We start from the raw sequence: 26,256 nt of genomic DNA, 5'->3' as shown, positions 1-26,256 counted from the left end.
CTTTGCCGCATGGCAGGCATTTACATCCATATCCCTTTTTGCAAGCAGGCTTGCCATTATTGCGATTTCCATTTCAGCACATCGTTAAAATATAAGGACGAAATGCTGCATGCACTGCTACGGGAGATCAAACTGCAAAAAAGCTATCTTGATAACGAAACCATCGAAACCATTTACTTTGGCGGCGGTACCCCATCTGTTTTAGAGGGAGACGAGATCAGCCGGATCATCAACACCATTACCGAACTCCACACCGTATCATCAACCGCCGAAATAACTTTAGAGGCCAACCCCGACGACCTGAAAGCGGATAAGTTGAGAGCGTTGAGAAATACCGCCGTTAACCGCTTCAGCATCGGCATCCAATCATTTTATGATGAAGATCTGGTTTGGATGAACCGCGTGCACCGTGCGCAGGAAGCCGAAGCAGCGGTTAAACGGGCGCAGGATGCGGGCTTTGAAAACATTACCGTGGATCTGATTTATGGCTATCCGATGCTAAGCGATACCAAGTGGAAAACCAATTTGGATAAAGTTTTCGAGCTGAATGTACCGCACTTATCCAGCTATTCGATGACAGTTGAACCTCAAACAGCGTTGGCCGCTTTCATCAACAAAAAGAAGCAGCCCGCCATGAACGAGCAGCAAAGTGCCGAGCAGTTTACGGTACTGATGGATGCCATGCAGGCTCATGGGTTTGAACATTACGAGATCTCGAACTTCTGCAAGCCAGGACATTATTCCCGTCACAACTCCAATTACTGGAAAGGCGTAAAATACCTGGGCATTGGCCCATCGGCTCACTCTTACAATGGCGATACCCGCACCTGGAACGTTGCCAACAATGCCAGGTACATCCAATCGCTCGAAACCAACAAGATCCCGGCCGAGACCGAAGAACTGACCGAAGAGAACCGGTTAAACGAATATATCATGACCTCGCTCCGCACCATTTGGGGGCTTGATCTGGATAAGCTGAACCAAATTGCTAAAGGAGCATCAGATCAATTATTAAAAGAAGCTGCCGAATTTTTTGAACGGGAATGGATCACCCAAAAAGAAAAAGTTATTTACCTCACCCCCACCGGTAAGCTTTATGCCGATCATATTGCGGCCGAATTATTTTTCTAAACCTTTGCCGTTTTTTATAGTCAGTACTTTGTTACAAAGCAAAATGGTTTCAAAAACTGTTTATCTTTATTAATCGTATTGTTTTATATAACCTGCAATCATGAAAAAATTATTCATTATCGCTTTATCATTTATAGCTGTTACTGTATCATCTAAAGCATTCGCTCAAAAAACTTTGGGTGGCGCAGTAATGTCGCCAACTAAAAATATTGTACAAAACGCGTCGGGATCAAAAGACCATACCACGTTAGTAAACGCCATCAAATCTGCCGGGTTGGCACCTACACTCTCTGCCGCCGGGCCTTATACCGTTTTCGCGCCAACAAACGAGGCATTTGCCCAGCTACCGGCCGGTACGGTTGATAATTTGCTGAAACCTGCAAGTAAAGCAAGCCTGATCAAGTTGCTTACCTACCATGTAGTACCTGGAAAATTAAGTTCGGCCGAGTTGTTAACTAAAGTAAAAGAAGGAAAAGGCAAACTGGAACTAAGCACATTGAGCGGCGGTACCATTACCGTAATGTCGCAGGGTGCTAAACTTTATTTGGTGGACGAGAAAGGCGGTAAAGCATTTATTACCATTCCCGATGTAGCCCAAAGCAATGGCGTTATCCATGTGATTAATTCGGTTCTGAAAACGAATTAAACCTTTCAGTAAGCAGTTTGCAGTTGATTAATTCAAACCTGCAAACTGCCTGCTTACAACTGCAAACTGTACAAAAACTGTCAGCAAAATTTCAAAATCCGCCAAAGGCGTTTACATATTTTTTACAAAGAATTAATTTTGCGCGTTAATTAATTGTGAAATGAGTATAACGCTTACACCTATAAACAGTGTAGACAATATAAGCAGAGAGGATTTTGTTAACAATTACTTAAATCCGCGTAAACCGCTTATTATTCGCAAAGCTACCGAAAGCTGGCCAGCCCTTCAAAAATGGACATTCGATTACCTGAAAGAAACCGTTGGCGACATCACCGTTCCCCTGTATAACAGTGCCAAAGCCGATCCATCAAAAGCCATCAACGCATCGGCCAGCGAGATGAAGTTTGGTGAGTATATTGACCTCATACAAAAACAACCTACCGATTTAAGGATCTTTTTGTTCGACCCAATAAAGCACGCCCCCAAACTGCTGGACGACTACCGCTCGCCATCCGACTTAATGGGTGGTTTCCTGGATAAATACCCAAACATGTTTTTCGGCGGTGCAGGTTCGGTTACGTTTTTACATTACGATATCGACCTGGCCCATATTTTCCATACCCATTTTAACGGCCGTAAACACGTAATGCTGTTCGACCAAAAATGGAGCGAGCGCCTGTACTGTATCCCATTTGCCACCTATGCGTTGGAAGATTATGATATCGCCAACCCCGATTTCAGCAAATTCCCGGCGCTTGATGGCATTGAAGGGCAGGAGGCTATTTTAGAACATGGCGATACCCTGTTTATGCCAACAGGCTATTGGCACTGGATGAAGTATTTAACCGGTTCGTTCTCTATCTCGTTGCGTGCCTGGGATAAATCATGGGCCATAAAAGCTAAAAGCCTGTATAACTTAACCGTACAGCGCAAATTTGATAACCTGATGAAGGCACGCTTTAAAAAAGATTATATGGATTGGAAGGAAAACCTGGCCATTAAACGGGCCAACAATGCACTTGCCGCGAGCAAGCCATAATATTGAGAATATCTTTATACTACTTTGGGGTTTATTTCGTTATTTTGAATGCTTTTAAATAACTAAGAAACATTGTTGTAACTTTATTTTAAAACAAGCATAATTCCCTAAGTAATAAAAACTATATATGTGCTTCATTCTTAACCCGATCGATACGGTTGAAAATATTTCTCCCGAAGACTTTAAGAAGAATTATTTAGACCCTCGTTGCCCGTTGGTTATTAAAGGGCTTACCAAAAGCTGGCCTGCCCGCGAAAAATGGACACCCGAATACCTGAAACAGGTGGTTGGCAACAAAGTGGTGCCACTTTACGATAATTCAAAAGCCGATCCATCAAAACCCATCAACTCAAGAGCATCAGAAATGCCATTTGATGAGTATATCGACCTGATCCGCAACAAACCAACCGAACTGAGGATCTTCTTCTTCAATATATTCAAACAAGCGCCTCAACTTTTAGATGATATTGTATTGCCTAAAGATTTGATGGGCGGTTTCCTGGAAAGCATGCCCGCCATGTTTTTCGGCGGATCAAATTCTGTTACATTTTTACATTACGATATCGATCTTCCGCATATTTTCCATACCCATTTTGGTGGCCGCAAGCATGTGATCCTGTTCGAGAATAAATGGAAACGCCGTTTATATTGCATCCCCAATGCTACTTATGCTTTGGAGGATTATGATGTATTAAACCCGGATGTTAAAAAATTCCCGGCATTGGATGGTGTTGAAGGCATCGAAGTATTCCTGGAACATGGCGACACCCTGTTTATGCCTACCGGCTACTGGCACTGGATGAAATACGTTGATGGCTCATACTCATTAAGCCTACGTGCCTGGGATGCAAGCCTTAGCCGTAAAGCGGCGAGCCTGTACAACCTGGCCATTAAAGGCGGGGTTGATAGCGCTTTAAAAATGATGTTTAAAGGTAAATATGCCAAATTCCGCGAAGGATTGGCCGTGAAGTGGGCCAATAAAGAACTGGCGGAGGGAAAGCCTTTTTAAGTTCGAAGTATTAAGTCTTTAGTTCAAAGTCTTTAATCATAAAACAAAAACAGCGATTGGCTTCTAATCGCTGTTTTTGTTTTATCCCTACGTTAGATCGTGTCTTTACGACCGGCTTTTCGTTCACTAAAATGATTTGGCTTGATGCGCGTGGAGACACGCGCATCGGTGAATGTCCGGGCGGCCGTGTCTCCACGGCCGCCTACTTGTTATTCACATTCATCAAACTTACCATCGCTCCAAACCCAACAGCCTTTTCCCTAAATCACTCAACTCAGCAACCTGGTTTTGTTTTTCACGTTCCATGGGATCGCCGGGAAAAGCGTAGCCCTGCATGGCTTCACGACTTTGCCAGCTGTTAATGCGCCATTGCCTTAGTTCTTCGTTATCTTCCTGGGCGGGCATCATGGAGATATACTGGGCTATGCGCACTTTATCTTCACTCCTGTTGGGCCTGATACCATGGGGTTGCAGGCTGTTAAATATCAATAGATCTCCGGCTTCCAGTTTTACTTTTACGGTTTCAAAACCGGTGGTATCGGGTTTATAGTGATCTCTGTCTTCGGGTTGGGTTAGCTTCCAGGTATCATAAGTACGATATAGTGCGGGGATGCATTGAAAGCCGCCCATGTTTTCATCAGTTTGATCGGCAAGGGCTAATACACCCTGTACATTTTGAGGTTTGGTTTCAGGGTCATAATCCCAATGGATAAATCCTTTATATTCAAAGCCTGGCCTTAAGGGAAAGTTGAGATTAGCCCTATCAATAGTAACCCACAGTTTTTCGGTTCCCCAGATATCGGCAAAGGCTGCATGAACTTTTGGATACTGGCGGTTATCCCACATAAATTGGTGGTTATAAATTTCAACCATCCCGGTATTGTTGAGTTCGCTCATTTGCATTTGGGCGTTCGGTTTTTTATACCATGTTTCTATATCGTTAGCATCCTTGCCCTCGTATTGCCACAGGTAGTTCGCCATTTTTTCAACTTGTGCTTTAGGTACCGCGTTTTTGATAATTACATAACCGTTCTCTATCCAAAACTTCCAATCATCTTCACTTAATACATTCAACGGCTCATTATTGGCCCGTTTATTCAGGCCTGCGTGACTTGATTTTGCTGTTGATGGATTGCCTGGAATTTCTTTATGAGCATTGGTTGGGCCGGGGGCCATGGTCATGGTTGCATTTTCGGTCTTCATAATTTTGTTTTGATTTACAATTCAAAATTAGGTGTGCATTCAGGACAACTTATTCTGTATAATGATCAATATTTGCTCTGTATTGATCATTATACTTACCTTCAATTAATTTAATACTCAATGCAACATGGATAAGATCCAGTTAGAGAAAGTAGATTTTGAACCGGGCAAATCATTTAAACTGTTTTCGCCGCGGCTCCGTAATACTTTCTTATGGCATTATCATCCCGAAGTTGAGCTGGTTTACGTAGAGGCCGATGCCGGGATCAGGCATGTAGGTTCGCATATATCAGGCTATACCCAGCAAGACCTGGTGTTGATAGGCAGCAACATCCCCCACCTAAATTTTGACTACCGTTTGCGAAGCGACTACCAGCAGATTGTGGTACAGTTAAAAGAGGATTTTATGGGAACGGCTATTGAGGCAACACCCGAGTTTGCTGCCATCAATCATCTGTTTAAGAAAGCTGCCAACGGCATAGCTTTTCATGGCGAAACCCGCGCTGTAGCCGTGGAAAAACTAAAGCAGCTACCTGGCATGGGCTCTTTCCAACAATTATTGGGATTGATAGAGATTTTCAATATCCTCGCGGCATCAAGCGAGTACACTGTTTTAAATAATGATGAACTGAACCTCCAGTTCTTTTTAAAAGATAAGATCAGGATGGGAGCGGTTTACGAGTACATCGACAAAAATTACAACCTTAAGCCCGATGTGAATGAGATAGCTGCTAAAGTAAATTTTGCCACCGCGGCGTTTTGCCGCTACTTTAAAAAGCAAACCAAAATGACCTTTACTGACTTTGTGAACCAATACCGGATAGATGTAGCCAAAAACTTATTGATGCAGGATAAAAACGTAACCGAAACATGCTACGCTGTGGGATTTGAAAGCCTATCGTACTTTAATAAGCTTTTCAACAAAATAGTGGGGATAAACCCCTCGGAGTTTAAAAAGGAGTGGGTTGATAGAAATTGACGTATCCCCCGGTGGTTGTATCTCCACGACCACGCGCTGTGTAATCAGATATGAATTTAAAGATTACACCTGTACTTTATAATACTCCCGCACAGCTTCGGGTATCAAGTGCGCGTATAAAGCCGGTTCTTCACGGATCCTGGCAGCAGCTACCGGCACTACCTTGCAGGGTTCTTCATAAATAACGCTTTCGCAATCCAAAAAACGGCTCATATAGGCCCCATACGATTCGGAGGCGAATATTACATCAATGCGCGGCAGGTTCTTTTTAAGATAACTGGCCCACAATCTCGACATGTTTTCGATCGAATCTGCTCCGGGCAACATCGCCTCATCATAGCTCAATAAAATTGGTTTAACCCGGCTATCACCCGCATAAGTTTGTTTAAGCCATTCCAATCGCACTTCGCCTGGGATAGGCTCGTCATCACTCGCACCAATTACCACCTCCAATTCATCGCAATGCTCAAGGGCATAACCAATCAGGGCCATATGCCCTATGTGCAGCGGCAAAAACTTCCCAATTACCAAACCTCGTTTCATGCCGCAAAATTAAACAAATTTGGAATTATTTAGCCAAACTCTAATTACCAACCAACAATCACCTCAACTCGTATGATCACAAACTATTTTCCACTTACCATCAATCTTCCTGAACCATAGCGTAAAGTAACCGCCGGGAGTATCTTTTTCGCGGGTAAGCTTCCATCCGCCCAAAACAAAAGCATTTTTTGGGTCGAGCACTTTTACCTGAATAATATTAAAGGCCAGCTGCCCCATAGCCGCCTTATCGGGGTATGTTTTTTTATAATGATCGAGCGTGGTTTGCCAGCCATAGGTCGGTGCTTCCTTGCCAACAAACAGCAACGAATCTGATTTCCAGTAGCCCTGCATAAAATCGCCAATATCGCCGCGGTTCCAGGCAAGTTCCTGAGTGTGGAGTACTTTAAGAATAGCCTGCTTATCCTGCGCGAAACAGAAAACCGACATGGTTAGGAGAAGGATGCTTAAGGTTAGTTTTTTCATATCTGTTTTTGTCTGAACCTGAATTTTAAGGAATTATCCGAATTAACAGAATAATAACAAGAAATTCTACTAATTATTTAATTCGTTTAATTCGAGTTCAGAAAAAATCAGCGAAATCAACGCAATCATTCAAATCAACGGTTCAGACATACTATCTTTGAGTTTCACCCTCATCAACATTATCAACTATGGGAAATAAAGTATTAAGCTTTGGCGAAGTTTTGTGGGATGCCTTTGGCGATGGTAAAAAGGCCGGCGGCGCGCCTATGAACGTGGCGAGGCACCTGGTGCAGCAAGGCATGGATGTAAGCTTTGCCAGTTCGGTGGGGATGGATGGCTCAGGCGATGCACTGATCGCTTTCCTGAAAAGCAATGGCCTGTACTCCGACCTGATCCAACAGGACGATGAGTTTCCAACCTGCGAAGTCACCGTACAGCTTGACGAAAATAATACCGCCACTTATATTATTCCTCAACCGGTATCGTGGGACAATATTGAAACGACTACTGCGCTAACCAAAGCGGCACAAACGGCCAGGGCAATTGTATTTGGCAGTTTGGCTTGCCGTGATGTTACCACCCGCGAAACATTGCTGAACCTGCTTGATGAAACCCCTGCATTAAAAATATTTGATGTAAACCTTCGTCCTCCGCATTACACGCTATCAACCATCGAAACCCTGGTAGCCCGTGCCGACGTGGTGAAAATGAACGAAGAAGAAGCCGACCTGCTAATTGGCGGTAGCAGCTCCTCCCTTCGTGATAAGATCAACGAGTTCCGCTCCAAATATCACGTAAAAACCATCTGCGTAACCCGCGGCGAACATGGCGCGCTGGTATGGCATGATCATGAGTTTTTTGACAGCCCCGGCTGCCCGGTTAAAGTGGCCGATACGGTTGGTGCCGGAGATGCTTTTCTGGCAACATTTGTTTCGGGTTTGCTTTCTGGCAGGCCTATGCAACAGGTGGTTGATAAGGCTTGCTCGGTAGGCTCATATGTAGCCAGCCAGCGTGGCGCTAATCCAGTTTACCCAGCCGAGTTGTTGAATAGTTTGGCATATATTTAATTTCGGATTTGGGATGTTCGATTTCGGATTTGTTACGTTGCGGATATTTCTTTTCAAATCCCATCGAACATTCGAAAATTTGAAATCCAAAAATCCCAAATCGAACATCCCAAATCCAAAATCTAATTGTCATGCTTACCTAACAATTTACTTTATCCCCCGCGCGGCCAAACTTTTCATTAAAATAATCCGTTCCTTTATGTACAGAAAGGACAAAATATGCGTGGTTTTGGATTTTCCAAATTTAAGCCCAACCAAATCCATAAAGGCGGATTTGACGAATTATTGAAATTATTCCTCGAGTTGCTCAACTACACTTCGGGCGACGCAGGCGAAGCTTTAGCCTGGCTTAACGAACTCGATAAGCAATACAACCTCACCAACGATGACTATGGCATGGGCGATTTTATCGACGAGCTGAAGCAAAAAGGCTATCTGAATGAGGATAATCAAAGCGGTGAGATCAAGATCACCGCTAAAACAGAGCAAAGCATCAGGCAATCGGCACTGGAAGAGATCTTTGGCAAACTGAAAAAATCGGGCAAAGGCAATCACCGATCCCCTCAATCGGGCCAGGGCGACGAAAAAAATGCCGAACGCCGGGAGTTTGAGTTTGGTGATAGTCTGGATCAGATAGATATGACCCAATCTATCCACAATGCCCAGGTAAACCATGGCATCGGCGATTTTATGATGACCGAGCGCGATCTGGAAGTTGAAGAAATGGACTACAAAACCCTTACTTCAACCGTGCTGATGATCGATATTTCACACTCCATGATCCTATACGGCGAAGACAGGATAACCCCAGCCAAAAAAGTAGCTATGGCGCTGGCCGAACTAATCCGCACCAAATACCCTAAAGACACTTTGGATATTGTAGTTTTCGGTAATGATGCATGGCCAATCAGTCTGCAGGATCTGCCTTATTTACAGGTAGGTCCCTACCATACCAATACCTACGCAGGGTTGGAACTGGCAACCGATCTGCTCCGCAGAAGAAAAACCCACAACAAGCAAATTTTTATGATCACCGATGGTAAGCCTACCTGCTTAAAAGAAGGCACCCGGTACTATAAAAACAGCATAGGTCTGGATAGGAAAGTGGTAAATAAAACCCTGAACATGGCTGCCCAATGTAAACGGTTAAAAATACCTATCACCACATTTATGATAGCTAAAGACCCATACTTGCAGCAGTTTGTACGTAAATTCACAGAAACCAACGGCGGCAAAGCTTTTTACAGCTCCCTAACCGGTTTGGGTGAATACATTTTTGAAGATTACATCAAAAACAGGAGAAAGACTGTCAGGTAGGCCCCCCGGCCCCCTAAAGGGGGAGGAAAACAGGTTAGTGGTTAGTGGTTAGAGATTGGATACTGACGAATCGGTGAAATCATAACAATCATCAAAAATCACAAAAACAAAAAAATCGGTGAGATCACAAGCAAATCTGTGAGACCCCAACAAATAAAAACGAATGAGCAAATTATTAGATATAAAAACTCTCGGCCAATTGAAGCAAACGGGCTACAAAAGCCGATCTGTTAAAGATGAATTACGTGCTAACCTTATTGAGCAACTAAAAAAACGCGAAGGCGGCTTTGAGGGTATTATCGGTTTTGAAGATACTGTTATCCCCGATTTGCAAACCGCCATTTTATCGCGCCATAATATATTATTGTTAGGCTTACGCGGCCAGGCTAAAACCCGTATAGCACGCTTGCTGGTAAACCTGCTCGACGAGTATGTGCCTTATATTGAAGGATCAGATCTGTTTGATGATCCATACAATCCTATATCATGGTATGGCCATAGTGTGATCACCGAAAAAGGTGATGATACTCCTATCGGCTGGATCCACCGTTCGGAGCGTTATACCGAGAAGCTGGCAACCCCGGATGTTACCGTTGCCGATTTAATTGGCGATGTTGACCCTATTAAAGCCGCTACATTAAAATTAACTTATTCGGACGAACGTGTTATCCACTTCGGATTGATCCCTCGTGCGCACCGCGGTATATTTGTAATTAACGAATTGCCCGATCTGCAGGCCCGCATCCAGGTATCGCTGTTCAATATTTTGCAGGAAAAAGATATCCAGATCCGTGGCTTCAAACTGCGTTTACCATTGGATATCCAGTTTGTGTTTACCGCAAACCCTGAAGATTATACCAACCGTGGTTCGATAGTTACGCCGCTTAAAGACCGTATCGAAAGCCAGATCCTTACCCACTACCCACGTTCGGTAGAGATCTCGCGTAAGATCACCCAGCAGGAAGCATCTTTAACCGATGATCAACGCATAGCTATTGAGGCTGATGGCCTGGTGAAAAACCTGGTTGAGCAGATCGCGTTTGAAGCACGTAATTCAGAATATATCGACAAAAAATCGGGCGTATCGGCACGTTTAACTATTTCGGCTTATGAAAACCTGATCAGTAATGCCGAACGCAGGATGATCATCAACCACGAAAAAACAACCTTCGTGCGTATTACCGACTTTTTAGGCGTTATCCCTGCCATTACCGGTAAAATTGAACTGGTTTACGAAGGTGAACTGGAGGGACCAGGCAAAGTGGCCAATATTCTGATAGGTAAAGCGATTAAAAGTTTGCTGTTATCCTTCTTCCCTGATCCTGAAAAGGCTAAAAAAGCCAAAGCACCTAACCCATACGCTACTATCATTAACTGGTTTGGCGATGGCAATAATTTAGCTTTGGTTGATGATATGCCACTGCAGGAGTATAAAAAAGCATTGGAAGAAGTGGCCGGACTTAAAGACCTGGTTAAAAAAGTTCATCCACGCTTAGGCGAGAGTCAGCAATTATTGCTGATGGAGTTTGTATTGCACGGCCTGTCGGAGTTTTCACAATTGAACAAAGGTTTCCTTGATAATGGCTTCGCGTTTTCGGATATGTTTAACAGTTTGTTTAACTTGCAGACCGATGATGACGACCTTGATCTCGACGACGACAGATACTAAACACCAGCGCTAATATGATACTAAAAGCGCTGAGTCTTTTATTTTGGATAATTATTGAAATACTTGTCGACAGTTATACCCTGACGGGTATACACGGCGCTTTCCCAAAATGGCGATTGCTTAAATCAAAAGCATTCGCCATTTTTTATTGGGGAAGTTCGGCATTGGTTGTTGCCGCGTTATTAACGGGGGCATATGTACCTTTTGCCGGTACCGGCGTACGTGCCGCATGTTTGTTAGTCACATTTTTATTGTTGATTTGCAAAGTAGTTTTCATTCTTTTTGTTTTTGCCGATGATATAAGGCGTAAGTTGATCTCTAAAAAGAAAACAGTTCCTGCTACCACCCAAACAATTGCTACTGCTGCTGAAATTCCTGCAACCGCGTCCGCTGATGCCATCCCTCGTTCCGAGTTCTTATTAAAAGCCGGTCTGCTTGCTGCGGCAGTTCCGTTGGCTGCTATAAAAAAGGCGATGCCCAAAGGTTCGTATGATTATCATGTACTTTATCAAACCATGTACCTGCCTAATCTGCCCAAAGCTTTTGATGGCTTGCGGATAGGCCAGATCTCGGATATCCACTCGGGCAGCTTCTACAATAAAACAGCCGTGCTTGGCGGTGTGGAAATGCTACTGAGAGAAAAAACCGATGTAATATTTTTTACAGGCGACCTTGTTAACGGCGAAGCTTCGGAAATGATCGATTACCAGGATATTTTCAGCAAGGTAAAAGCGCCTCTTGGTGTATTCTCAACCCTCGGCAATCATGATTACGGCGATTATGGTGATTGGAGTTCTGTTGTAGATAAAAAGCGAAACCACAAGGATCTGATAGCCACCCACAAAAATATGGGTTGGGATTTACTGCTTAATGAGAACCGCCGTCTTAAAGTTGGTAACGAAGAAATAGGCATTTTAGGTATCGAAAACTGGAGCGAATACAGCCGTTTCCCTAAATACGGCCGGATGGACCTGGCCACCAAAAACACGGATGATCTGCCTGTAAAATTATTGTTATCGCATGATCCATCACACTGGCGCGCCGAAGTATTGCCCAAGTATCCACAGATAGATGCCATGTTTGCCGGGCATACCCATGGGATGCAATTTGGCGTGCGTACCGAGCATTTTCAGCTTAGCCCCATAACTTATGTATATAACGAATGGGCCGGCCATTATCAGGAAAGCAAGCAACAACTATATGTAAACGTAGGCTTTGGTTTTGTTGGTTTAACCGGCAGGGTTGGAATATTGCCGGAGATTACGATATTTACATTAAAAGCAGGGCCTGATCCATCACCACCTGTATCTTAAAACATCAGGCCATAAGTTGTTATCATTACCGATGAAGAAATTATTACAATCTGTATTAGATTTTCTGCTCTTCAGTAATATTTTCATGTCGCTTTGTGCCGTTGCACAGGCTTTGCTTACGTTTCACCTCATCGGATCGAAACCGGTATTCCCTGTTTTAGGTTTGCTGTTTACCTCAACCCTTGGTATTTACAATTTCTGCATCCTGGTAACTAAACCTGCAAAGCCAGAAACATCACCTTATAAGCGGGTAAGATGGTTTTTTGCCCATTACAGGCTAATGGTAACGTTTACCATTGTTTCTACACTCTCGCTGGTTCCGCTGTTTTTTATCATCACTACCGAATCAAAGATCCTGCTCATCTTTTTAGGCATTCTATCGCTTGGCTATGGCTTACCTTTATTTTCAATAGGTGAACAGAAATTCGGACTCCGCAATATCCCGGGGCTAAAAGCCTTTTTAATAACCCTGGTATGGACAATGAGCTGCGTGTTGTTCCCGGTACTGGAGTCAATGCATAGGCACCTTACCGATGTTACCATGCGCGATACCACTATACTCATCGCCAAACGCTTTTTATTCATCGGAGCACTTACGGTACCCTTTGATATCCGCGATCTGTTCGACGACCGCAAAGTAGGCTTAAAAACCATCCCGGTAGTTTTGGGTGAGAAAAAGGCGTACCTGTTTTGCCAGGTTTTGTTAGCGGGCTATATTGTATTACTGTTCCTGTTCAGGCAGCACGGTTTTAATCTTGATTTTTTCGCGCTTACACTTACCGTAATACTTACCGGCTGGTTGATCTTTAAATCGGCCTGGCAAAAGGATGAGTATTATTATTTCTTCTATATGGATGGCGTGCTCATTCTCCAATACGTTATCATCGTGGCGTTTAACGCTATCCAATATTTTATTCGCTAATTGCTCATGGCCGCCAATTACGATAATTCGGCCTGGTTTTACGATAAACTTTCTCGTTTAGTTTATGGCAAGGCATTAGTAAATGCCCAGGTGTATTTACTGCGTTTTGTACCCGCAAACAGCAAAATACTGATAGCAGGCGGCGGAACAGGTTGGATATTGGACGAGCTTACCAAAATACATCAATCTGGATTAAGTATCACCTACGTCGAGATCTCGGCCAATATGCTTGCCCTTTCCCAAAAAAGAAATACCGGCAACAACGAAGTTGTTTTTGTTAACAATGCTGTTGAAAATGTGAAACTTGCCAAAGGTTTTGATGTGGTGATCACCCCCTTTTTGTTCGATAACTTTTTGGATGAAACCGTAAATAAGGTTTTTAACCATCTGCATCGCTTGCTTAAACCCAGCGGTTTATGGCTTAATGCCGATTTTCAGCTAACCGGCCACTGGTGGCAGAATGTTATGCTACAAAGCATGTTTGTTTTTTTCAGGTTGCTTTGTGGGATAGAAGCCAGCAGGTTACCGGCTATTGAGCAACGGTTTGATAATGCAGGGTATCGTGTGATTGAGGATAAGACCTTTTTTGGGGAGTTTATTGTGGCGAGGGTGTATCGAAGAAGGTAATTTAGAATACTAACTTAACCTTAAACATCATGAGAACAAGATATATTTACTTTGAAACTGACGAAGAACAGTGGCGATGGGACTTTGGTGTCTACCTATTGATTATCTACTATGCAAATGAGTTAAACAAGGAAAAAGCAAAAGCACTACTGGCTACCACCTTGAGTGAATTTGACTTTAGATTAAGCAACGGTCTTCCAACAGAGGATATTGACACAGAAGATAACACTTGCCATTTCGATTTAAATAATCTTGAACTTGCTATCAATTTCATTGACGCTGAACTAATCTCAGCGCTTAATAACGAGCCTGTAGGTTTGCTAACTAAATATGGAGGGGAAAGGAAATTCCTTGAATTATTTGATCTCACCACTGATATTTCCGCAACCATTGGCGTTAGTTATGGAGAAGAAGAATTTCTAAAAGGCGACGTCGGCTATTGTAGTCATATAGTGACTCTTTATAGAGAGTTTCTTCAGAAAGCTTTAGATTCAAATAAGCCGTACGAGGTTTACGTATATTAATAGTGATCAGAAATCAATTACGATAAGGTAAAACTTTCAGACTTACGAAGTTTTGGAAACTTCGTAAGTCTTTACTGCTTGTATAACCATAGCCGTTTTGCTTCCGTTCGATTGCTTCGTACCTCGCAATGACGTGGTGGTAAGCATGTTTCAAGCCGCTGCCAACTGCATACTCAAAACTGCAAACTGAAAAACTACTGATTATAAACAAACTTATACCCAATCCCCCTAACAGTTTGTAAATACTGCGGTGAATCGGCATTAGTTTCAATTTTTTTACGCAGGCGTACAATATGCATATCCAGTGTCCGGGTATTTACATCGGCATTGTAGCCCCAAACTTCCATCATTAGTTCTTCGCGGTTTATTACCTTGTTTTTGTTTTTGAGGAAGTAAAGCAGGATCCTGTTTTCGAGGATGGTGAGTTCTATTTTACGTCCATCACGGATAAGCAGGTGCGTGTTAGGCAGGTGCTCCATGTTGGCAAATTTGTACGATTCGGGTTTTTCGCTGTTTAACGAAAATTTGATCTTGTTTTCTATCAATGCTACCAGTACATCCATATTGTATGGCTTGGTGATATAATCGGATACGCCGAAGTTGTAGGCTTCTATCTTGTCAACATCCTGGGCTTTGGCGGTCATCATGATGATGAGCTTGTCAAAACCTTTTTCGCGGATGTTACCGCAAACTTCCGAGCCTGGTTTGCCTGGCAGCATCCAGTCTAACAGTACAATATCGGGTTGCTCGTCCAATATAATGGTTTCGGCGTCGTTACCGTTATCGGCTTCCAATACCTTGTAACCTTCCGATTGTAAGCGTTCGGCAACCAGGAAACGCAGGTTTTCGTCATCTTCAACCAGCGCAATTTTAATTTCTTTGTTCATATCTTAATTTTCGTATGGAAGCGTAACTATAAATTCCGAGCCTTCGTTAACCTTACTGTGTACGGTAATATCTCCGCTCATAAAATTAACCAGTTCTTTACAAAATGCCAAACCCAGGCCAACGCTCCCGTTTTGATTATATTGGTTCTCTATCCTGTAAAACTTTTTAAAAACATTACCCAACTCATTTTTGGGTATCCCTATCCCCTTATCAGCAAATGAAAATACAATATTGCGCTTTTCTTGTGAAATATTGATGAACAGCTCTTTCTGTTGCGGATGCGAATATTTATACGCGTTTTCTATCAGATTTTGAAACACGCTCCCTAATAATACCGGATCGGTGTAAAAAGTTTGCACACCGGTAACTTTATAAAGCAATTTAAAATTAGGGTATTTAATTTTAAAAGTTTCAATGTACCTGCCAACAAAACTTTCCAGTACTATCTCTTCTTTTTTTAGGGTGATGGATTTATTTTCGAGTTGTGTAAAGGAGAGCAGTTTGTTCATCAACTCGTTCAGCTTATCGGCCTCTTCATCCAGGATCTTGCCGTAGTGACGACGCTGCCGTTCGGTCAGTTCACCATCACCTTTCAGGTTGGAGCCTGCTATTTTTATAACGCTTACCGGCGTTTTAAACTCGTGGGTAAAGTTGTTGATAAAATCGTACTGGAGTTTAAACAGTTTGATATTCACATTCAGGTTGCGGTAAATAAGCCAGCCTATCAGCATTAAAATACCTGTCATGAGTAATACCACGGCCCCTATCGGCATAAACCTGCGGTTGATCTCGGCAGTAAGATACCCCTGCGCCGAACTGAAAAACAATTTGTAATCAGAAAAAGCCCCAGGGAATGCGACCTCGGTGATCAGCTTATCGCCCTCGCTATCTATGGGGTCATATACAACCGGTGTAATGGTTACGTTTTGGTACAACTCGGGATGCGTGTTTTTTACCTTCATCAAATAAGGATCAAGGTAAAAAGTCATCATGTTTTGTTTATAGGAAGCACCCCGGCTATTGCCCTGCAATTGCAGATCGCGATAAATACGTACATCTTCCCGTCGCAATATGTTGGTATAACTGATCTTGTCGGGTTTTACATCCCAAAAAGCTTTAAACAATTCGTCCTGGGTGGATATTTTTGAGGTATCTGAAAAAGCCACGTAATTGCTCAGCTTTACTGCCATTTCCCTAAAATCGTCCTCGTTCGTGGCATTGCGTTGCCTTGAGCCTTTAACTACTCCTTTTACATTCCAATACTGGTAAATTGCCTGGGCAGATATACTCAAATTGTTCCGGTTTACAGTCAGGCCTTCTTTGCCACCTATCCGCGCATCGTAAAAAATGATACGACGTACAAAGCCGAAATCGCTAAAAACCGTGGCTGCATATTTTCCGGCCGAGGCCGAATCCAGGAAGCCCTGGTATGAGGTTATTTCGGGAATTTTATTTTGGAAAAAATCATTGTAAGGTTTAACGGTTTGCTCCAATACCTCTATCTTTTTGGATGCGAACTCGTTCTCTACATATTTGGCAGTTAAATTATAGGATATAAAAAGCGCCACCACAAATGTTATGGAAATAAACACCAAAAACACAATGATCAATGAACGATTTTGCCGGTAAGCGTTTTTCTGTACTGCCATAGTAGCGGCTTATGGTTTAACCCGCATATTTTTATCTAAAAACTTCTCAATTTCAGTGTACATCTCCATACGGTTATGTTCGCTCCTGAAGTAAGCCCTTTCGTTAGGTTTTAAAAAGTATTTCACATCGACATTCCGTTTGCGCAGCTCGCGTACAAACTGGTTAAGCTCGCTAATGTTTGCCCGCTGATCTTTAGCCCCCTGGAAAATAATTAAAGGTACCTTAATTTTATCGGTATGAAAAACCGGCGAAATAGCCCTAAGCTGATCGGCATCCGTTTCGGGATTGCCCACCATTTCGTAGGTCATTTTTAAATATGGTTTAACAAACGGCGGGGCATCTTTAATGTAAGTAAAAAAGTTGATCAGCCCGTATTGTACCACCGCACAATTATATAATTCCGGGTGGAACGATACGCCATACAACGCAGAGAAGCCACCGAAACGACCGCCAAAAATGGCTATCTTTTTAGGGTCGGCTACTTTGGTATCAATCAGCCAATGTACACCATCTGTAATGTCATCCTGTATCTTTCCGCCTACTTGTTTATAACCCGCACTACGAAAAGCCTTACCGTAACCTGTAGAACCACGGTAGTTAACCTGGAAAACAGCATAACCTCGGTTAGCCAAAAACTGCACCTGCTCGTCATACCCCCACGAATCACGCGCCCACGGGCCATCATGCGGCATTACAACAACCGGAAAGTTGTCTTTTTTATCGCCATGGGGAAGTGTTAAATAGCCATTTATCAGCAAGCCGTCGCGGGCTTGGTATGATATAGGTTTCATATCACACAAGTCACTGGGCGACAAGGCAGGATTCACATCCGCCAGCTTACTTAGCTTGCCGGTAGTTTTTTCATACAAATAAAACGATCCCGGGTTACGGTCGGTAAAAGTATTTACAATGAATTTGTTTTCAGAACTATCGCGATCAACTACCCTTATCTGGTTCCCTTTCAGTTGTTGCTGTATGGTGTTATATACCTGCTCAATGTCAGGAGCCAGGAAATGTTTGCGGGGCATGGCCTCATCCCAGGCTGCGTACTCAATGCGATGTTTGTTTTTCGAATAATCAACCCAGGCAATATCTGCCATGTCGCAGCTAAAAATAGTGCGCTGTTCTTTACCGTCTTCCGCGTTGATCTCAACAAGGGCCGTTTTATCGCGGTTAACATTTGATAGTGCGTAAAAAAGGTTTTTAACACCGGTGAAGGCTATCGGCCTTACGTTGTTCTTAAAATTATTTTCGATGATGGGTTTAAACGGCGCGTTCTCATCCGGGCGAAACAGGATAGTTTCGTTTACCCCGTCGGATGCCCTTTCCAGCCTGATCCTGCCATCAGCATCAGCAAACCAGTCGGTAATATTACCGGGGTTAAGCAGGTAGGTTTTCATCTCGCCTGTTTTTATATTAAGGCGATAAACATCAAAGTTGGCGGGGTCACGTTCGTTCGTTTTTATGGTGATGATATCCGGTTGTTGCCTGTTGCGGTTCACCAGGCCAATCTTCACATTTCCGAGCGACAAAATGGTGCGCGTTTGGTTTGAGGCCACATCAAGCGCGTACATTTTTACCGAATCGGTAGCGATAATATCCTGCGAAAAAACAAGCTGATTGGCGTATGTCCAAAAATAATCGCCCCTAACCGAGTAATCGTTAAACGAAGTAGCCATATGCTCCTTACCATCAGCCAACGATTGTATAAAAATGTTTTGCTTATCCTTATAGGGCTTCAGGTACGATACATAATTACCATCGGGCGAGATCTTATAAGTACTTCTTTCGGGTGTTTTAAAAAAATCGATAATAGGGATGCGCTTCACCTTATTTCCATTGCAGGAAAAAATGGCGATGATAGTGCTCACGAGAAGAAAAAACCTGGTGCGGCTTAACATATTACAAGTACCCTATTTATTAGTGGTGTCAAATTAGATAAATAAGTTCGATGTTATCAAGATGTCACTACAATTTTACCCTGATATTCCGTTATATAAATAATACTATCGCGTAGGTAATCAATACCTTTTATTGACTATTTTTGAGCAGATGAGGGTTTTATATACTGTTATTATTTTCATTTTATGCTTTAGTGCCCGCACGTTGGCGCAGGACAATGAGTTGGCTTTGGCCAGGCAATACAGTGCCAATGGCGAGCCGCAAAAAGCGCTTGAGATTTTCCAAAAGCTGTACAAGCAAAACAACGAAACCTATTATAGCAGTTATGTAAACGCCCTGTTAAATCTTAAAAAATTTGACGATGCCGAAAGCATCACCAAAAAGCTTCAGCGCCGCCATCCGGAGGATCATCAGTACGCCATTATGTTAGGCAACATTTACACCCAACAGGGTAACATGACCAAGGCGGATGCTATTTATGATGACCTGCTTAAAAGCCTCCCTGCCGATCAGGGCGAAATCTCGGCGCTGGCATCGCAGTTTTATCAAAACTCCAATATTGATTACGCTATCAAGATCTTTTTGCAAGGCCGTAAGTTGCTCAAAAACGATAATGCTTTTGCTTACGAACTGATCAACCTATACCGTTACAAGCGCGATAAAGCATCCCTGACCGAAGAGTATCTCAACTTTTTGCCTCAAAACCCTAATTTCATAAACCAGGCCGAAAACGCCTTTTCAAATTTATACGAAGGGAACGCCGATTATGATATGCTGAAATTTGCGCTGTTAAAGCGGATTCAGAAAGATCCGCAGCAAACCATTTATGCGGATCTGCTTACCTGGCAATACCTGCAGCAAAAAGAGTTTGGGTTAGCGCTTAACCAGGCTTTAGCTTTAAATCGCAGGCAAAATGATGATGGCAATAGTATTTATGAGCTGTGCCGCACCTTTATCCAGAACGAGGCTTATGATGAGGCTATCCGTGGCTATGAATATATCATTACCAAAGGGCAAACATCACAGCTATATATCCCCTCAAAAATTGAGCTGATCAATACAAAAAACCTCAAGATCACGTCGGGTAAATATCAACAGGAGGATCTGCTCGGGCTTGAAAAGGATTATGCAGACCTGCTAACAGAGTTTGGCCGCAATGCCAGCACCGCCTTTGCCATGCAAAAGCTGGCTAACCTGGAGGCTTTTAAGCTGCATAAATTTGCCGATGCCCAAAAGTTATTGGAAGAGGCTACCCAAATAGCAGGAATCCGCCCCGCCCTACTGGCGGATTGTAAGCTTGATCTCGGTGATATTTACCTGCTTAATAACCAGCCCTGGGAGGCTACCCTGCTGTACAGCCAGGTTGAAAAAGATTTTCCGGCTACCGCCATTGGTCAGGATGCCGTTTTCAGGAATGCTAAACTGGCTTATTACACTGGTGATTTTACCTGGGCCAAAGGTCAGTTGGATGTATTGAAAGCAGCTACCTCGCAATTGATAGCTAACGATGCCCTTAACCTGCTATTGCTGATTCAAGATAATCTTGCAGCCGATAGCACAGGGGCCGCTTTGAAAATGTATGCCCGTGCCGATCTGCAGATCTTCGCTCAAAATACTAATAAGGCAGTTATGGTGCTGGATAGCATCGGCAAAAAATTCCCGAACAATAGTTTGGAGGATGATATCCTGATGTCGAAATCACGCATCCTCATCCAGCAAAAGGATTACCAGGGTGCTGTGCCCTTATTAAAAAAGATATTGGAAACACACCCTGCCGACCTATGGGCCGATGACGCTGTTTTTATGTTGGGCGATATCTACGAAAACCGCCTCGACGATAAAGCTACCGCCAAAACCTACTACCAAAAAATTATAAGTGATTATCCCGGCAGCCTCTGGATAAACGAAGCCCGTAAGCGCTTCAGGTTGCTGAGGGGAGATAAACCTGCGTAGTCATTGTTTCATTGAGTCATTAAGTCATTGCTTAGCATCTGGCAATTATTCTTCATCATTCAAAAAAATGACACAATGACCTAATGACTCAATGACTAACGGAAAATGATTATTTTTGAAAATGATTGTATACAACGATACCATAATAATTGACGAAAGCATTCATGATGAATGGCTTAACTATATTAAAACTGTTCATATCCCGGCTATAATGGCCACAGGACTTTTTGCTTCGTATAAAATGCTTACGGTGATCGATTCGCCTAATGAGGGCGTTACTTACTGCATTCAGTATAATGCCGATACCATCGATCATTTTCAGCAGTTTTATATGAACCACCTGCACAAATTCCAGGCTATCCACCAGGAACGCTTTGCCGAAAAATTTGTAATGTTTAATACTTTGATGGAAGAGGTTGAGTAAGCTCCTTCCCCAATATTATTGCATCACCTATCACGTCATTGCGAGTAAGTAAAAGCGGTCGCCTCTGAAGGATTATATGACATTAGGCGGGTCAGCCTGTCACCCTGAGCTTGTCGAAGGGTCGCGCGCAGAGGCCAGCCCACCATGCTTCGACACGCTCAGCATGACACCCTTTTTTAAACTTGTCATGGGTAGGTACGAAGCAATCGCACGGAAGCAGAGGGGCAATGCAAATCCGCCCTGTACAGTTCGCGATTGCTTCGTACCTCGCAATGACGTTGGGGGATAAGCGGATAAATAACTGAAAAGGCTCCCGGAATCCCGGAAGCCTTTTCTTTTTATTTAGTTGTGATCAAATTATATAACTCATCAAGCTTCGGCGTAAGCACAATTTCAATCCTCCTATTCTTAGCCCTTGCTTCATCTGTGCCGGTAGCATCTATCGGCTGGAACTCGCTTTTACCTGTGGCGGTCAGCCTTTTCGGATCAACGCCTTCGGTTTCGGTAAGGTAACGGGTTACCGATGTAGCGCGTAGTACGCTCAAGTCCCAGTTGTCTTTGATCTGGCCAAGGTTTTTCACCTTTTTATCATCGGTATGGCCTTCAACTGCCATGTTAATATCCGGTTCTTTATTTACCACTACAGCTAATTGTTTAAGGGCCGCTTTACCTTTTTCATCAATAATGATACTGCCTGATGGGAAGAGCAGCTTATCGGCTAAAGAAACATAAACTTTACCGTTCCTGATATCAACTGTTAAACCACTTTGCTGGAAGCCTAACAATGCTTTCTGTAGTTTATCCTTCAACGCGTTAGTAGCCTCATCGCGTTTTTTGAGTATATCTTCAACTTCTTTTAAGCGGGCTTCGCGTTTTTTCAGGTCGGCTTCAAGCCTTGCAGCTTGCGAGGCCAGTTCGTTTGCTTTTGACGAGGTTGCATCGAGGTTACTGTTCAGCACACTATTATTGCTGCGCAGATCGGCAAGCTGGCGATGCAGACGGGCAGTGTCCGATTGCAGCTGGGCAAGCTGTCCTTCTAAAGTGGTAGTACGGTTTGCCAATGAATCGCGCTCAGCAACAAGGTTTTTGTAGGCTTTGGGCGACATGATCTTGCAGGAGTATGTTGTTAAACATACCACAAGCACTAATAAAGCATATTTAATTTTCATTGTAATTAGGGGTTTGTTTATGATTACGCAAGAGCGTTATTTAAAAAAACATTCAATGGATGTATGCGACTACAGATATCGATGATCAGTTTTTCGGCACCGGCTTTGGTCAATTCCTTATCATCCAGTTTATGCCAAGCTACAAAGCTTTTAAGCTTTATCAGGTCGAGATTTTCATTATCCGGCTCGTAGCCTTTAGGTAACGATTTTAATTGCTCCTGGCTCCTGAAACTGCCAAAAAGCTTAATAAACCCCTTATCATCGATGATCTTTTTAAGATCGGCCGCGTTATAGTCAATTTCCTGGCGGATGGCCTTCAGATGCGGGGCCTCGGGCATCCAGTAGCCGCCGCCAATAAATGAGTTGCCAGGTTGGATGTGAAAGTAATATTCAACACCGCCCCCCTTTGTGCCGGTTGTCGGGAAACTTACACCGAAGTTGTTTTTATATGGGGTTTTATCTTTACGGAAACGGATATCCCGGTAAATACGCATTACACATTTCTTCGCGTCAAGGTTTTCGTCCATCCCGGCTTCTATCTTGCGTACGCCATCAAGTACCTTGGCTGTAAAGTCAACTACATTTTCGCGGGCTTTTTCGTAGCGTTCCTTGTGGAGGGCAAACCATTCGCGGTTATTATTTTCGGCGAGATCCTTTAAAAAATCAAGACTTTCCTGGTATATCATCAGTATCTAAATAGGATTGGTAGTGTATTTTGGGCGATAACCAATATAACAAAATAACACGCGAATATCTGAAATTTATAGGAGCGAGTAAAAGGCAGCCTAAAATTATCGTGGCCAAATACAACCAGGGCGAATCGTCATTATGTGTAACCAGGTAGGTAAGCATGGCAATCCCGATAGCCTCGCCTACGTTAAGTGCATAACTCACGTACATGGCCGCGTAAAAGTAACCGGGTTCTATCTCAAAGAATAGGTTGCAACGGGGGCAGTTAAGATTAATTTTATTGTTGAAACTATAAGGGCCGCCCTGAAACATATCGCCCCTACGGCAACGGGGGCATTTACATTTAAGCATTGCCCATGACTTGGGGGTTTCAGACATGGGAAGAGAAGTTTTAAAATGACAATGCCGGTGATCATCTCAACCGGCATTGGTATATTTTTTTAATTAAGATTAAGCTTTTCGGTACGCATATCCAGCTTTACATCTTTACGGCGATAGTTTTTGTACCAAACATAACCGCCTATAGCTACTGCAAGGTATGGAGCGGCTAATAAAACCAGGATACCGTTGTTTAAGCCATTTGCTTTGGTGCTTCCTGCCTGCGTGCTGGTTTCAACCTGGGCGGCACATTGCGCGCACTGCGCGTTGGCCGGTACACGGGCAATCAGCATTAAACCAAAAGCCAATACAAAAAGGATAATTTTAAAGCCGTTTTTCATAATCACAAAGTTAACCAATTATAAATTAAAAATGATAATACGGGCGGATCATCAGGTAAACCACAACCCCACTTGCTGTAACATACAGCCAGATAGGGAATGCCCAACGCACCAGCTTGCGGTGTTTTTCAACCTGCATTTGTAAGCCGCGGTAAAAACTCAATAATATTAACGGTAAAACGGCCGCGGCAAGTATAATATGGGGAGTTAAAATGGCAAGATATAACGGACGTAAAAATCCGGCCGAAGCTTTCTCTGCCTCTGATAACTGCCCATCACCATTGATATCACCATAAAAGATCTCATTACGCATCAGGTAATGAAAAAGAATATACGACACCAGGAAAAGCGACGACAAGCAAAACGTAAGGATGTTAAGGCGCTTGTGCACCGTAACATTTCCTTGTTTAATGTAGTAAAGCGATGCAAGCAGCAATATGGTACAGGTACCGTTTAACACCGCATTAAGCATTGGCAGGTAAGGCGTAAACGCCGGGGCTACTGCAGGGCCGGGAATAAGGTGCCTGTTCAACAAAACAACCACCGCAATTACAAATATGGTAACACCCGCAACAAAGCGGATTATAAATTTATCGCTCATGATCAATTAATAAAGGGGCTTATCTATTTTACGCAACTCTTCGGCTATTAACACCTTTATCTCGTCGTTTAGGCGGTTAACCTCGCTGGTTACAGCCGCACGGTAATATCCGCGGATGCGGTGTTCCTGATCTATCAGTACAAAGTTATCGCTGTAGATAAAATCACTGCCAGCTTTGGCGGCATTGACAAACAAACCTTTGCGGGCAAAGTTATAAACAGCAGAGGTATCGCCGTTGCACATCAGCCAGCGGTCTGATTCGGGTTTAAAAGTTTGCAGATATTTGTTTAACACATCGCGGGTATCGTGTTCCGGATCAACCGTAATGGTTAAAAAGTACACCATCTTATTTTTATAATAGGTGCCCACAAGCCAGCTCATGTTTTTATTGATGGTTTGGCAAACTGTAGGGCAACCGGTATAAAAAAAGTTTATTACGAAGATCTTGCCTTTAACGGTTTCGAGGGTTACCGCTTTACCGTTTTGATCGGTAAGCTTAACATCAGGAAGGGTATGGTAAATAGTATCGGGGATATACTCGCCATGCACCTTGTGGCCGGTTTTGGCAACCACTTTAGGGCCGAAAACAGCCAGCGGTTTGTACCTGTTTTTACCCTTAGCGGTAAGTAAATAATATAAAAATCCTGGTACTGCTAATATGAGCACCAGGATCGCTATTTTTTTTCCTATTGCAGCCTTGTTCATTAGAACGCAGGGCGCAGGTCAACCCAGTGGTGGCTTTCGTTAGTAAGTACCAGGATCAAACCTATTATGAATATGATGGGAATAACCAATGAAAGGATCAAACCCATTTTTTCAAACTTCAAGTGCATAAAGTACGCAACGATATAAAACGCTTTAAGCAATGTTAAAACGATATAAACCGGGTTTGCAAATTTCAACAAGTTAGGATGGCTTGGAATAATTGCAAGCGCTATGATAAACTCAACACAAGTAATAAGCGTTAAGATACCAGCAACCTGCCAGATACGCTTTTTGCTCATTGATTCGTGCTCACCATCGTGGTGAACTTCGTGAGATTCTGCTGATGACATATGTAAATGTTTTTTAAACTAAGTAAAAGAATGTAAATACGAATACCCAAACAAGGTCTACAAAGTGCCAGTACAAACCAACTTTTTCAACCATTAAATAGCTACCGCGTTTTTCATATGTACCCTTCAATACGTTAACAGTAATGATGATGTTGATAATAACACCTGTAAATACGTGGAAACCGTGGAAACCTGTGATAGTGAAGAACAAGTTAGCAAACTCCTGCGAAGTCATATGCTGAACTGCTTCTTTACCACCGGTAAACAAATGTTTCAGTTCCTCAGCAGGCGGCACGCTACCCCACCAAAAACCTTCGTGGTGTAAGTGTCCCCATTCTAAAGCCTGGCAACCTAGGAACATAAAACCACCTATAACGGTAGCTATCATCCATCCTAAAACTTCTTTTTTGGCGTTACGGTGTCCTGCTTCAACCGCAAGTACCATAGTTACCGAACTTAAGATCAGGATAAAGGTCATTAAACCTACGAAAACCAAAGGGGCCCCATGATCAATTAATCCGGGTACTGATTGGAAAACTTTATCTGCAGCCGGCCATACATCAGCACTAAAACGTAGTGCGCCATAAGCTATCAATAACGATGAAAAGGTAAATGCATCCGAAAGGAGGAAAAACCACATCATTATTTTTCCGTACTCCACGTTGAACGGGGATCTTCCTCCCGACCAGGGCGAAGTTTTTACTTCGTCAATTTGTGAAACTGTTGTACTCAT

27 protein-coding genes are annotated in these 26,256 nt (G+C 43.1%); 14 read left to right on the top strand and 13 right to left on the bottom strand.

Features of this window, described 5'->3' with window-relative positions:
* The first annotated feature begins 9 nt into the window (after positions 1-9).
* The 4 genes from hemW (at position 10) to AAFN85_RS15665 (ending at position 3,825) form a co-directional block, all read left to right on the top strand.
* The gene (gene hemW, locus AAFN85_RS15680) at positions 10-1,131 is read left to right on the top strand and encodes a radical SAM family heme chaperone HemW (protein WP_347528503.1); all 1,122 of its coding nucleotides are present in this window, start codon (positions 10-12) and stop codon (positions 1,129-1,131) included.
* 100 nt (positions 1,132-1,231) lie between these two features.
* Positions 1,232-1,777: a fasciclin domain-containing protein gene (locus AAFN85_RS15675; RefSeq protein ID WP_347528502.1), complete on the top strand. Its 546-nt coding sequence runs from the start codon at positions 1,232-1,234 to the stop codon at positions 1,775-1,777.
* Positions 1,778-1,937: 160 nt separating this feature from the next.
* On the top strand, positions 1,938-2,816 hold the full coding sequence (locus tag AAFN85_RS15670) for a cupin-like domain-containing protein (RefSeq protein ID WP_347528500.1): 879 nt from the start codon (positions 1,938-1,940) through the stop codon (positions 2,814-2,816).
* A 127-nt stretch (positions 2,817-2,943) separates the two neighbouring features.
* Complete coding sequence (locus tag AAFN85_RS15665; RefSeq protein WP_347528498.1) at positions 2,944-3,825, top strand: cupin-like domain-containing protein; 882 nt, start codon at positions 2,944-2,946, stop codon at positions 3,823-3,825.
* A gap of 228 nt (positions 3,826-4,053) precedes the next feature.
* Here the strand turns inward: AAFN85_RS15665 and AAFN85_RS15660 are convergent, their stop codons facing one another.
* Positions 4,054-5,028: a phytanoyl-CoA dioxygenase family protein gene (locus AAFN85_RS15660; protein WP_347528497.1), complete on the bottom strand. Its 975-nt coding sequence runs from the start codon at positions 5,026-5,028 to the stop codon at positions 4,054-4,056.
* A 127-nt stretch (positions 5,029-5,155) separates the two neighbouring features.
* Here AAFN85_RS15660 and AAFN85_RS15655 point away from each other — a divergent pair, with 127 nt between their 5' ends.
* Entirely contained in the window at positions 5,156-6,007 is an 852-nt protein-coding gene (locus tag AAFN85_RS15655; protein WP_347528495.1) for an AraC family transcriptional regulator, read from the top strand.
* 63 nt (positions 6,008-6,070) lie between these two features.
* On the opposite strand, the gene AAFN85_RS15650 is transcribed toward AAFN85_RS15655, so the two are convergent.
* Together AAFN85_RS15650 and AAFN85_RS15645 are read right to left on the bottom strand one after the other, a co-directional pair.
* Positions 6,071-6,550 carry an adenylyltransferase/cytidyltransferase family protein gene (locus AAFN85_RS15650; protein ID WP_347528494.1) on the bottom strand — a complete coding sequence of 160 codons (480 nt, stop codon included), beginning with the start codon at positions 6,548-6,550 and terminating at the stop codon, positions 6,071-6,073.
* A 63-nt stretch (positions 6,551-6,613) separates the two neighbouring features.
* The gene (locus AAFN85_RS15645; protein WP_347528493.1) at positions 6,614-7,033 is read right to left on the bottom strand and encodes a nuclear transport factor 2 family protein; all 420 of its coding nucleotides are present in this window, start codon (positions 7,031-7,033) and stop codon (positions 6,614-6,616) included.
* Between the two features lie 188 nt (positions 7,034-7,221).
* Between AAFN85_RS15645 and AAFN85_RS15640 the strand changes: the two genes are divergently transcribed.
* The 7 genes from AAFN85_RS15640 to AAFN85_RS15610 all read left to right on the top strand — a co-directional run bounded on the left by AAFN85_RS15640 (position 7,222) and on the right by AAFN85_RS15610 (position 14,472).
* Positions 7,222-8,100, top strand: a complete 879-nt coding sequence (locus AAFN85_RS15640) for a carbohydrate kinase (protein WP_347528491.1) — start codon at positions 7,222-7,224, stop codon at positions 8,098-8,100.
* A gap of 219 nt (positions 8,101-8,319) precedes the next feature.
* Positions 8,320-9,417, top strand: coding sequence for a VWA domain-containing protein (locus AAFN85_RS15635; RefSeq protein ID WP_347528489.1), 1,098 nt, complete (start codon positions 8,320-8,322; stop codon positions 9,415-9,417).
* A 163-nt stretch (positions 9,418-9,580) separates the two neighbouring features.
* Positions 9,581-11,086, top strand: coding sequence for a sigma 54-interacting transcriptional regulator (locus AAFN85_RS15630; RefSeq protein WP_347528487.1), 1,506 nt, complete (start codon positions 9,581-9,583; stop codon positions 11,084-11,086).
* A 14-nt stretch (positions 11,087-11,100) separates the two neighbouring features.
* The gene (locus tag AAFN85_RS15625; protein ID WP_347528485.1) at positions 11,101-12,399 is read left to right on the top strand and encodes a metallophosphoesterase; all 1,299 of its coding nucleotides are present in this window, start codon (positions 11,101-11,103) and stop codon (positions 12,397-12,399) included.
* 31 nt (positions 12,400-12,430) lie between these two features.
* Positions 12,431-13,321 carry a UbiA family prenyltransferase gene (locus AAFN85_RS15620; protein ID WP_347528484.1) on the top strand — a complete coding sequence of 297 codons (891 nt, stop codon included), beginning with the start codon at positions 12,431-12,433 and terminating at the stop codon, positions 13,319-13,321.
* Positions 13,322-13,327: 6 nt separating this feature from the next.
* Positions 13,328-13,948, top strand: coding sequence for a class I SAM-dependent methyltransferase (locus AAFN85_RS15615; protein ID WP_347528482.1), 621 nt, complete (start codon positions 13,328-13,330; stop codon positions 13,946-13,948).
* Positions 13,949-13,977: 29 nt separating this feature from the next.
* Complete coding sequence (locus tag AAFN85_RS15610; protein WP_347528480.1) at positions 13,978-14,472, top strand: hypothetical protein; 495 nt, start codon at positions 13,978-13,980, stop codon at positions 14,470-14,472.
* Positions 14,473-14,666: 194 nt separating this feature from the next.
* Here AAFN85_RS15610 and AAFN85_RS15605 read toward each other — a convergent pair whose 3' ends face one another.
* The 3 genes from AAFN85_RS15605 to AAFN85_RS15595 are packed head-to-tail and all read right to left on the bottom strand — an operon-like array spanning position 14,667 to position 18,881.
* Positions 14,667-15,359 (bottom strand): response regulator transcription factor, encoded by a 693-nt coding sequence (locus AAFN85_RS15605; RefSeq protein ID WP_119407045.1) that lies wholly within the window; start codon positions 15,357-15,359, stop codon positions 14,667-14,669.
* 3 nt (positions 15,360-15,362) lie between these two features.
* Positions 15,363-17,009 carry a HAMP domain-containing sensor histidine kinase gene (locus AAFN85_RS15600; protein ID WP_347528478.1) on the bottom strand — a complete coding sequence of 549 codons (1,647 nt, stop codon included), beginning with the start codon at positions 17,007-17,009 and terminating at the stop codon, positions 15,363-15,365.
* 9 nt (positions 17,010-17,018) lie between these two features.
* On the bottom strand, positions 17,019-18,881 hold the full coding sequence (locus AAFN85_RS15595) for a prolyl oligopeptidase family serine peptidase (RefSeq protein ID WP_347528476.1): 1,863 nt from the start codon (positions 18,879-18,881) through the stop codon (positions 17,019-17,021).
* 181 nt (positions 18,882-19,062) lie between these two features.
* On the opposite strand from AAFN85_RS15595, the gene AAFN85_RS15590 reads away from it, so the two are divergent.
* Positions 19,063-20,865 carry a tetratricopeptide repeat protein gene (locus tag AAFN85_RS15590; protein ID WP_347528474.1) on the top strand — a complete coding sequence of 601 codons (1,803 nt, stop codon included), beginning with the start codon at positions 19,063-19,065 and terminating at the stop codon, positions 20,863-20,865.
* Positions 20,866-20,986: 121 nt separating this feature from the next.
* Positions 20,987-21,289, top strand: a complete 303-nt coding sequence (locus AAFN85_RS15585; protein WP_347528473.1) for a DUF4286 family protein — start codon at positions 20,987-20,989, stop codon at positions 21,287-21,289.
* Between the two features lie 338 nt (positions 21,290-21,627).
* On the opposite strand, the gene AAFN85_RS15580 is transcribed toward AAFN85_RS15585, so the two are convergent.
* The 7 genes from AAFN85_RS15580 to AAFN85_RS15550 all read right to left on the bottom strand — a co-directional run bounded on the left by AAFN85_RS15580 (position 21,628) and on the right by AAFN85_RS15550 (position 26,256).
* Positions 21,628-22,458 carry an OmpA family protein gene (locus AAFN85_RS15580; protein ID WP_347528471.1) on the bottom strand — a complete coding sequence of 277 codons (831 nt, stop codon included), beginning with the start codon at positions 22,456-22,458 and terminating at the stop codon, positions 21,628-21,630.
* Positions 22,459-22,481: 23 nt separating this feature from the next.
* Entirely contained in the window at positions 22,482-23,144 is a 663-nt protein-coding gene (locus AAFN85_RS15575; RefSeq protein WP_347528470.1) for a DUF2461 domain-containing protein, read from the bottom strand.
* 444 nt (positions 23,145-23,588) lie between these two features.
* A complete protein-coding gene (locus AAFN85_RS15570) occupies positions 23,589-23,867 on the bottom strand; it encodes a hypothetical protein (RefSeq protein WP_347528468.1) in 279 nt (92 codons plus the stop codon).
* Between the two features lie 25 nt (positions 23,868-23,892).
* Positions 23,893-24,468, bottom strand: coding sequence for a DUF420 domain-containing protein (locus tag AAFN85_RS15565; protein ID WP_347528466.1), 576 nt, complete (start codon positions 24,466-24,468; stop codon positions 23,893-23,895).
* Between the two features lie 6 nt (positions 24,469-24,474).
* Positions 24,475-25,173, bottom strand: coding sequence for an SCO family protein (locus AAFN85_RS15560; RefSeq protein ID WP_347528465.1), 699 nt, complete (start codon positions 25,171-25,173; stop codon positions 24,475-24,477).
* Positions 25,173-25,523, bottom strand: a complete 351-nt coding sequence (locus tag AAFN85_RS15555) for a cytochrome C oxidase subunit IV family protein (protein ID WP_347528464.1) — start codon at positions 25,521-25,523, stop codon at positions 25,173-25,175. Before AAFN85_RS15555 ends, AAFN85_RS15560 begins: the two co-directional genes overlap by 1 nt.
* Positions 25,524-25,536: 13 nt before the next feature.
* Positions 25,537-26,256, bottom strand: a complete 720-nt coding sequence (locus tag AAFN85_RS15550; RefSeq protein WP_347528462.1) for a cytochrome c oxidase subunit 3 — start codon at positions 26,254-26,256, stop codon at positions 25,537-25,539.

The sequence above is a fragment of the Mucilaginibacter sp. CAU 1740 genome (assembly GCF_039839285.1).
GTDB lineage: Bacteria > Bacteroidota > Bacteroidia > Sphingobacteriales > Sphingobacteriaceae > Mucilaginibacter.
The sequence above is the reverse complement of the archived record's forward strand: the minus strand, read 5'-3'. Positions and strand labels throughout refer to the sequence as shown.

Excerpts from the sequence above, each read along its gene's own strand:
- hemW (WP_347528503.1), top strand. The coding sequence starts at position 10 with ATGGCAGGCATTTACATCCATATCCCTTTTTGCAAGCAGGCTTGCCAT.
- AAFN85_RS15675 (WP_347528502.1), top strand. The coding sequence starts at position 1,232 with ATGAAAAAATTATTCATTATCGCTTTATCATTTATAGCTGTTACTGTA.
- AAFN85_RS15670 (WP_347528500.1), top strand. The coding sequence starts at position 1,938 with ATGAGTATAACGCTTACACCTATAAACAGTGTAGACAATATAAGCAGA.
- AAFN85_RS15665 (WP_347528498.1), top strand. The coding sequence starts at position 2,944 with ATGTGCTTCATTCTTAACCCGATCGATACGGTTGAAAATATTTCTCCC.
- AAFN85_RS15660 (WP_347528497.1), bottom strand. The coding sequence starts at position 5,028 with ATGAAGACCGAAAATGCAACCATGACCATGGCCCCCGGCCCAACCAAT.
- AAFN85_RS15655 (WP_347528495.1), top strand. The coding sequence starts at position 5,156 with ATGGATAAGATCCAGTTAGAGAAAGTAGATTTTGAACCGGGCAAATCA.
- AAFN85_RS15650 (WP_347528494.1), bottom strand. The coding sequence starts at position 6,550 with ATGAAACGAGGTTTGGTAATTGGGAAGTTTTTGCCGCTGCACATAGGG.
- AAFN85_RS15645 (WP_347528493.1), bottom strand. The coding sequence starts at position 7,033 with ATGAAAAAACTAACCTTAAGCATCCTTCTCCTAACCATGTCGGTTTTC.
- AAFN85_RS15640 (WP_347528491.1), top strand. The coding sequence starts at position 7,222 with ATGGGAAATAAAGTATTAAGCTTTGGCGAAGTTTTGTGGGATGCCTTT.
- AAFN85_RS15635 (WP_347528489.1), top strand. The coding sequence starts at position 8,320 with ATGCGTGGTTTTGGATTTTCCAAATTTAAGCCCAACCAAATCCATAAA.
- AAFN85_RS15630 (WP_347528487.1), top strand. The coding sequence starts at position 9,581 with ATGAGCAAATTATTAGATATAAAAACTCTCGGCCAATTGAAGCAAACG.
- AAFN85_RS15625 (WP_347528485.1), top strand. The coding sequence starts at position 11,101 with ATGATACTAAAAGCGCTGAGTCTTTTATTTTGGATAATTATTGAAATA.
- AAFN85_RS15620 (WP_347528484.1), top strand. The coding sequence starts at position 12,431 with ATGAAGAAATTATTACAATCTGTATTAGATTTTCTGCTCTTCAGTAAT.
- AAFN85_RS15615 (WP_347528482.1), top strand. The coding sequence starts at position 13,328 with ATGGCCGCCAATTACGATAATTCGGCCTGGTTTTACGATAAACTTTCT.
- AAFN85_RS15610 (WP_347528480.1), top strand. The coding sequence starts at position 13,978 with ATGAGAACAAGATATATTTACTTTGAAACTGACGAAGAACAGTGGCGA.
- AAFN85_RS15605 (WP_119407045.1), bottom strand. The coding sequence starts at position 15,359 with ATGAACAAAGAAATTAAAATTGCGCTGGTTGAAGATGACGAAAACCTG.
- AAFN85_RS15600 (WP_347528478.1), bottom strand. The coding sequence starts at position 17,009 with ATGGCAGTACAGAAAAACGCTTACCGGCAAAATCGTTCATTGATCATT.
- AAFN85_RS15590 (WP_347528474.1), top strand. The coding sequence starts at position 19,063 with ATGAGGGTTTTATATACTGTTATTATTTTCATTTTATGCTTTAGTGCC.
- AAFN85_RS15585 (WP_347528473.1), top strand. The coding sequence starts at position 20,987 with ATGATTGTATACAACGATACCATAATAATTGACGAAAGCATTCATGAT.
- AAFN85_RS15580 (WP_347528471.1), bottom strand. The coding sequence starts at position 22,458 with ATGAAAATTAAATATGCTTTATTAGTGCTTGTGGTATGTTTAACAACA.
- AAFN85_RS15575 (WP_347528470.1), bottom strand. The coding sequence starts at position 23,144 with ATGATATACCAGGAAAGTCTTGATTTTTTAAAGGATCTCGCCGAAAAT.
- AAFN85_RS15570 (WP_347528468.1), bottom strand. The coding sequence starts at position 23,867 with ATGAAAAACGGCTTTAAAATTATCCTTTTTGTATTGGCTTTTGGTTTA.
- AAFN85_RS15565 (WP_347528466.1), bottom strand. The coding sequence starts at position 24,468 with ATGAGCGATAAATTTATAATCCGCTTTGTTGCGGGTGTTACCATATTT.
- AAFN85_RS15560 (WP_347528465.1), bottom strand. The coding sequence starts at position 25,173 with ATGAACAAGGCTGCAATAGGAAAAAAAATAGCGATCCTGGTGCTCATA.
- AAFN85_RS15555 (WP_347528464.1), bottom strand. The coding sequence starts at position 25,523 with ATGTCATCAGCAGAATCTCACGAAGTTCACCACGATGGTGAGCACGAA.
- AAFN85_RS15550 (WP_347528462.1), bottom strand. The coding sequence starts at position 26,256 with ATGAGTACAACAGTTTCACAAATTGACGAAGTAAAAACTTCGCCCTGG.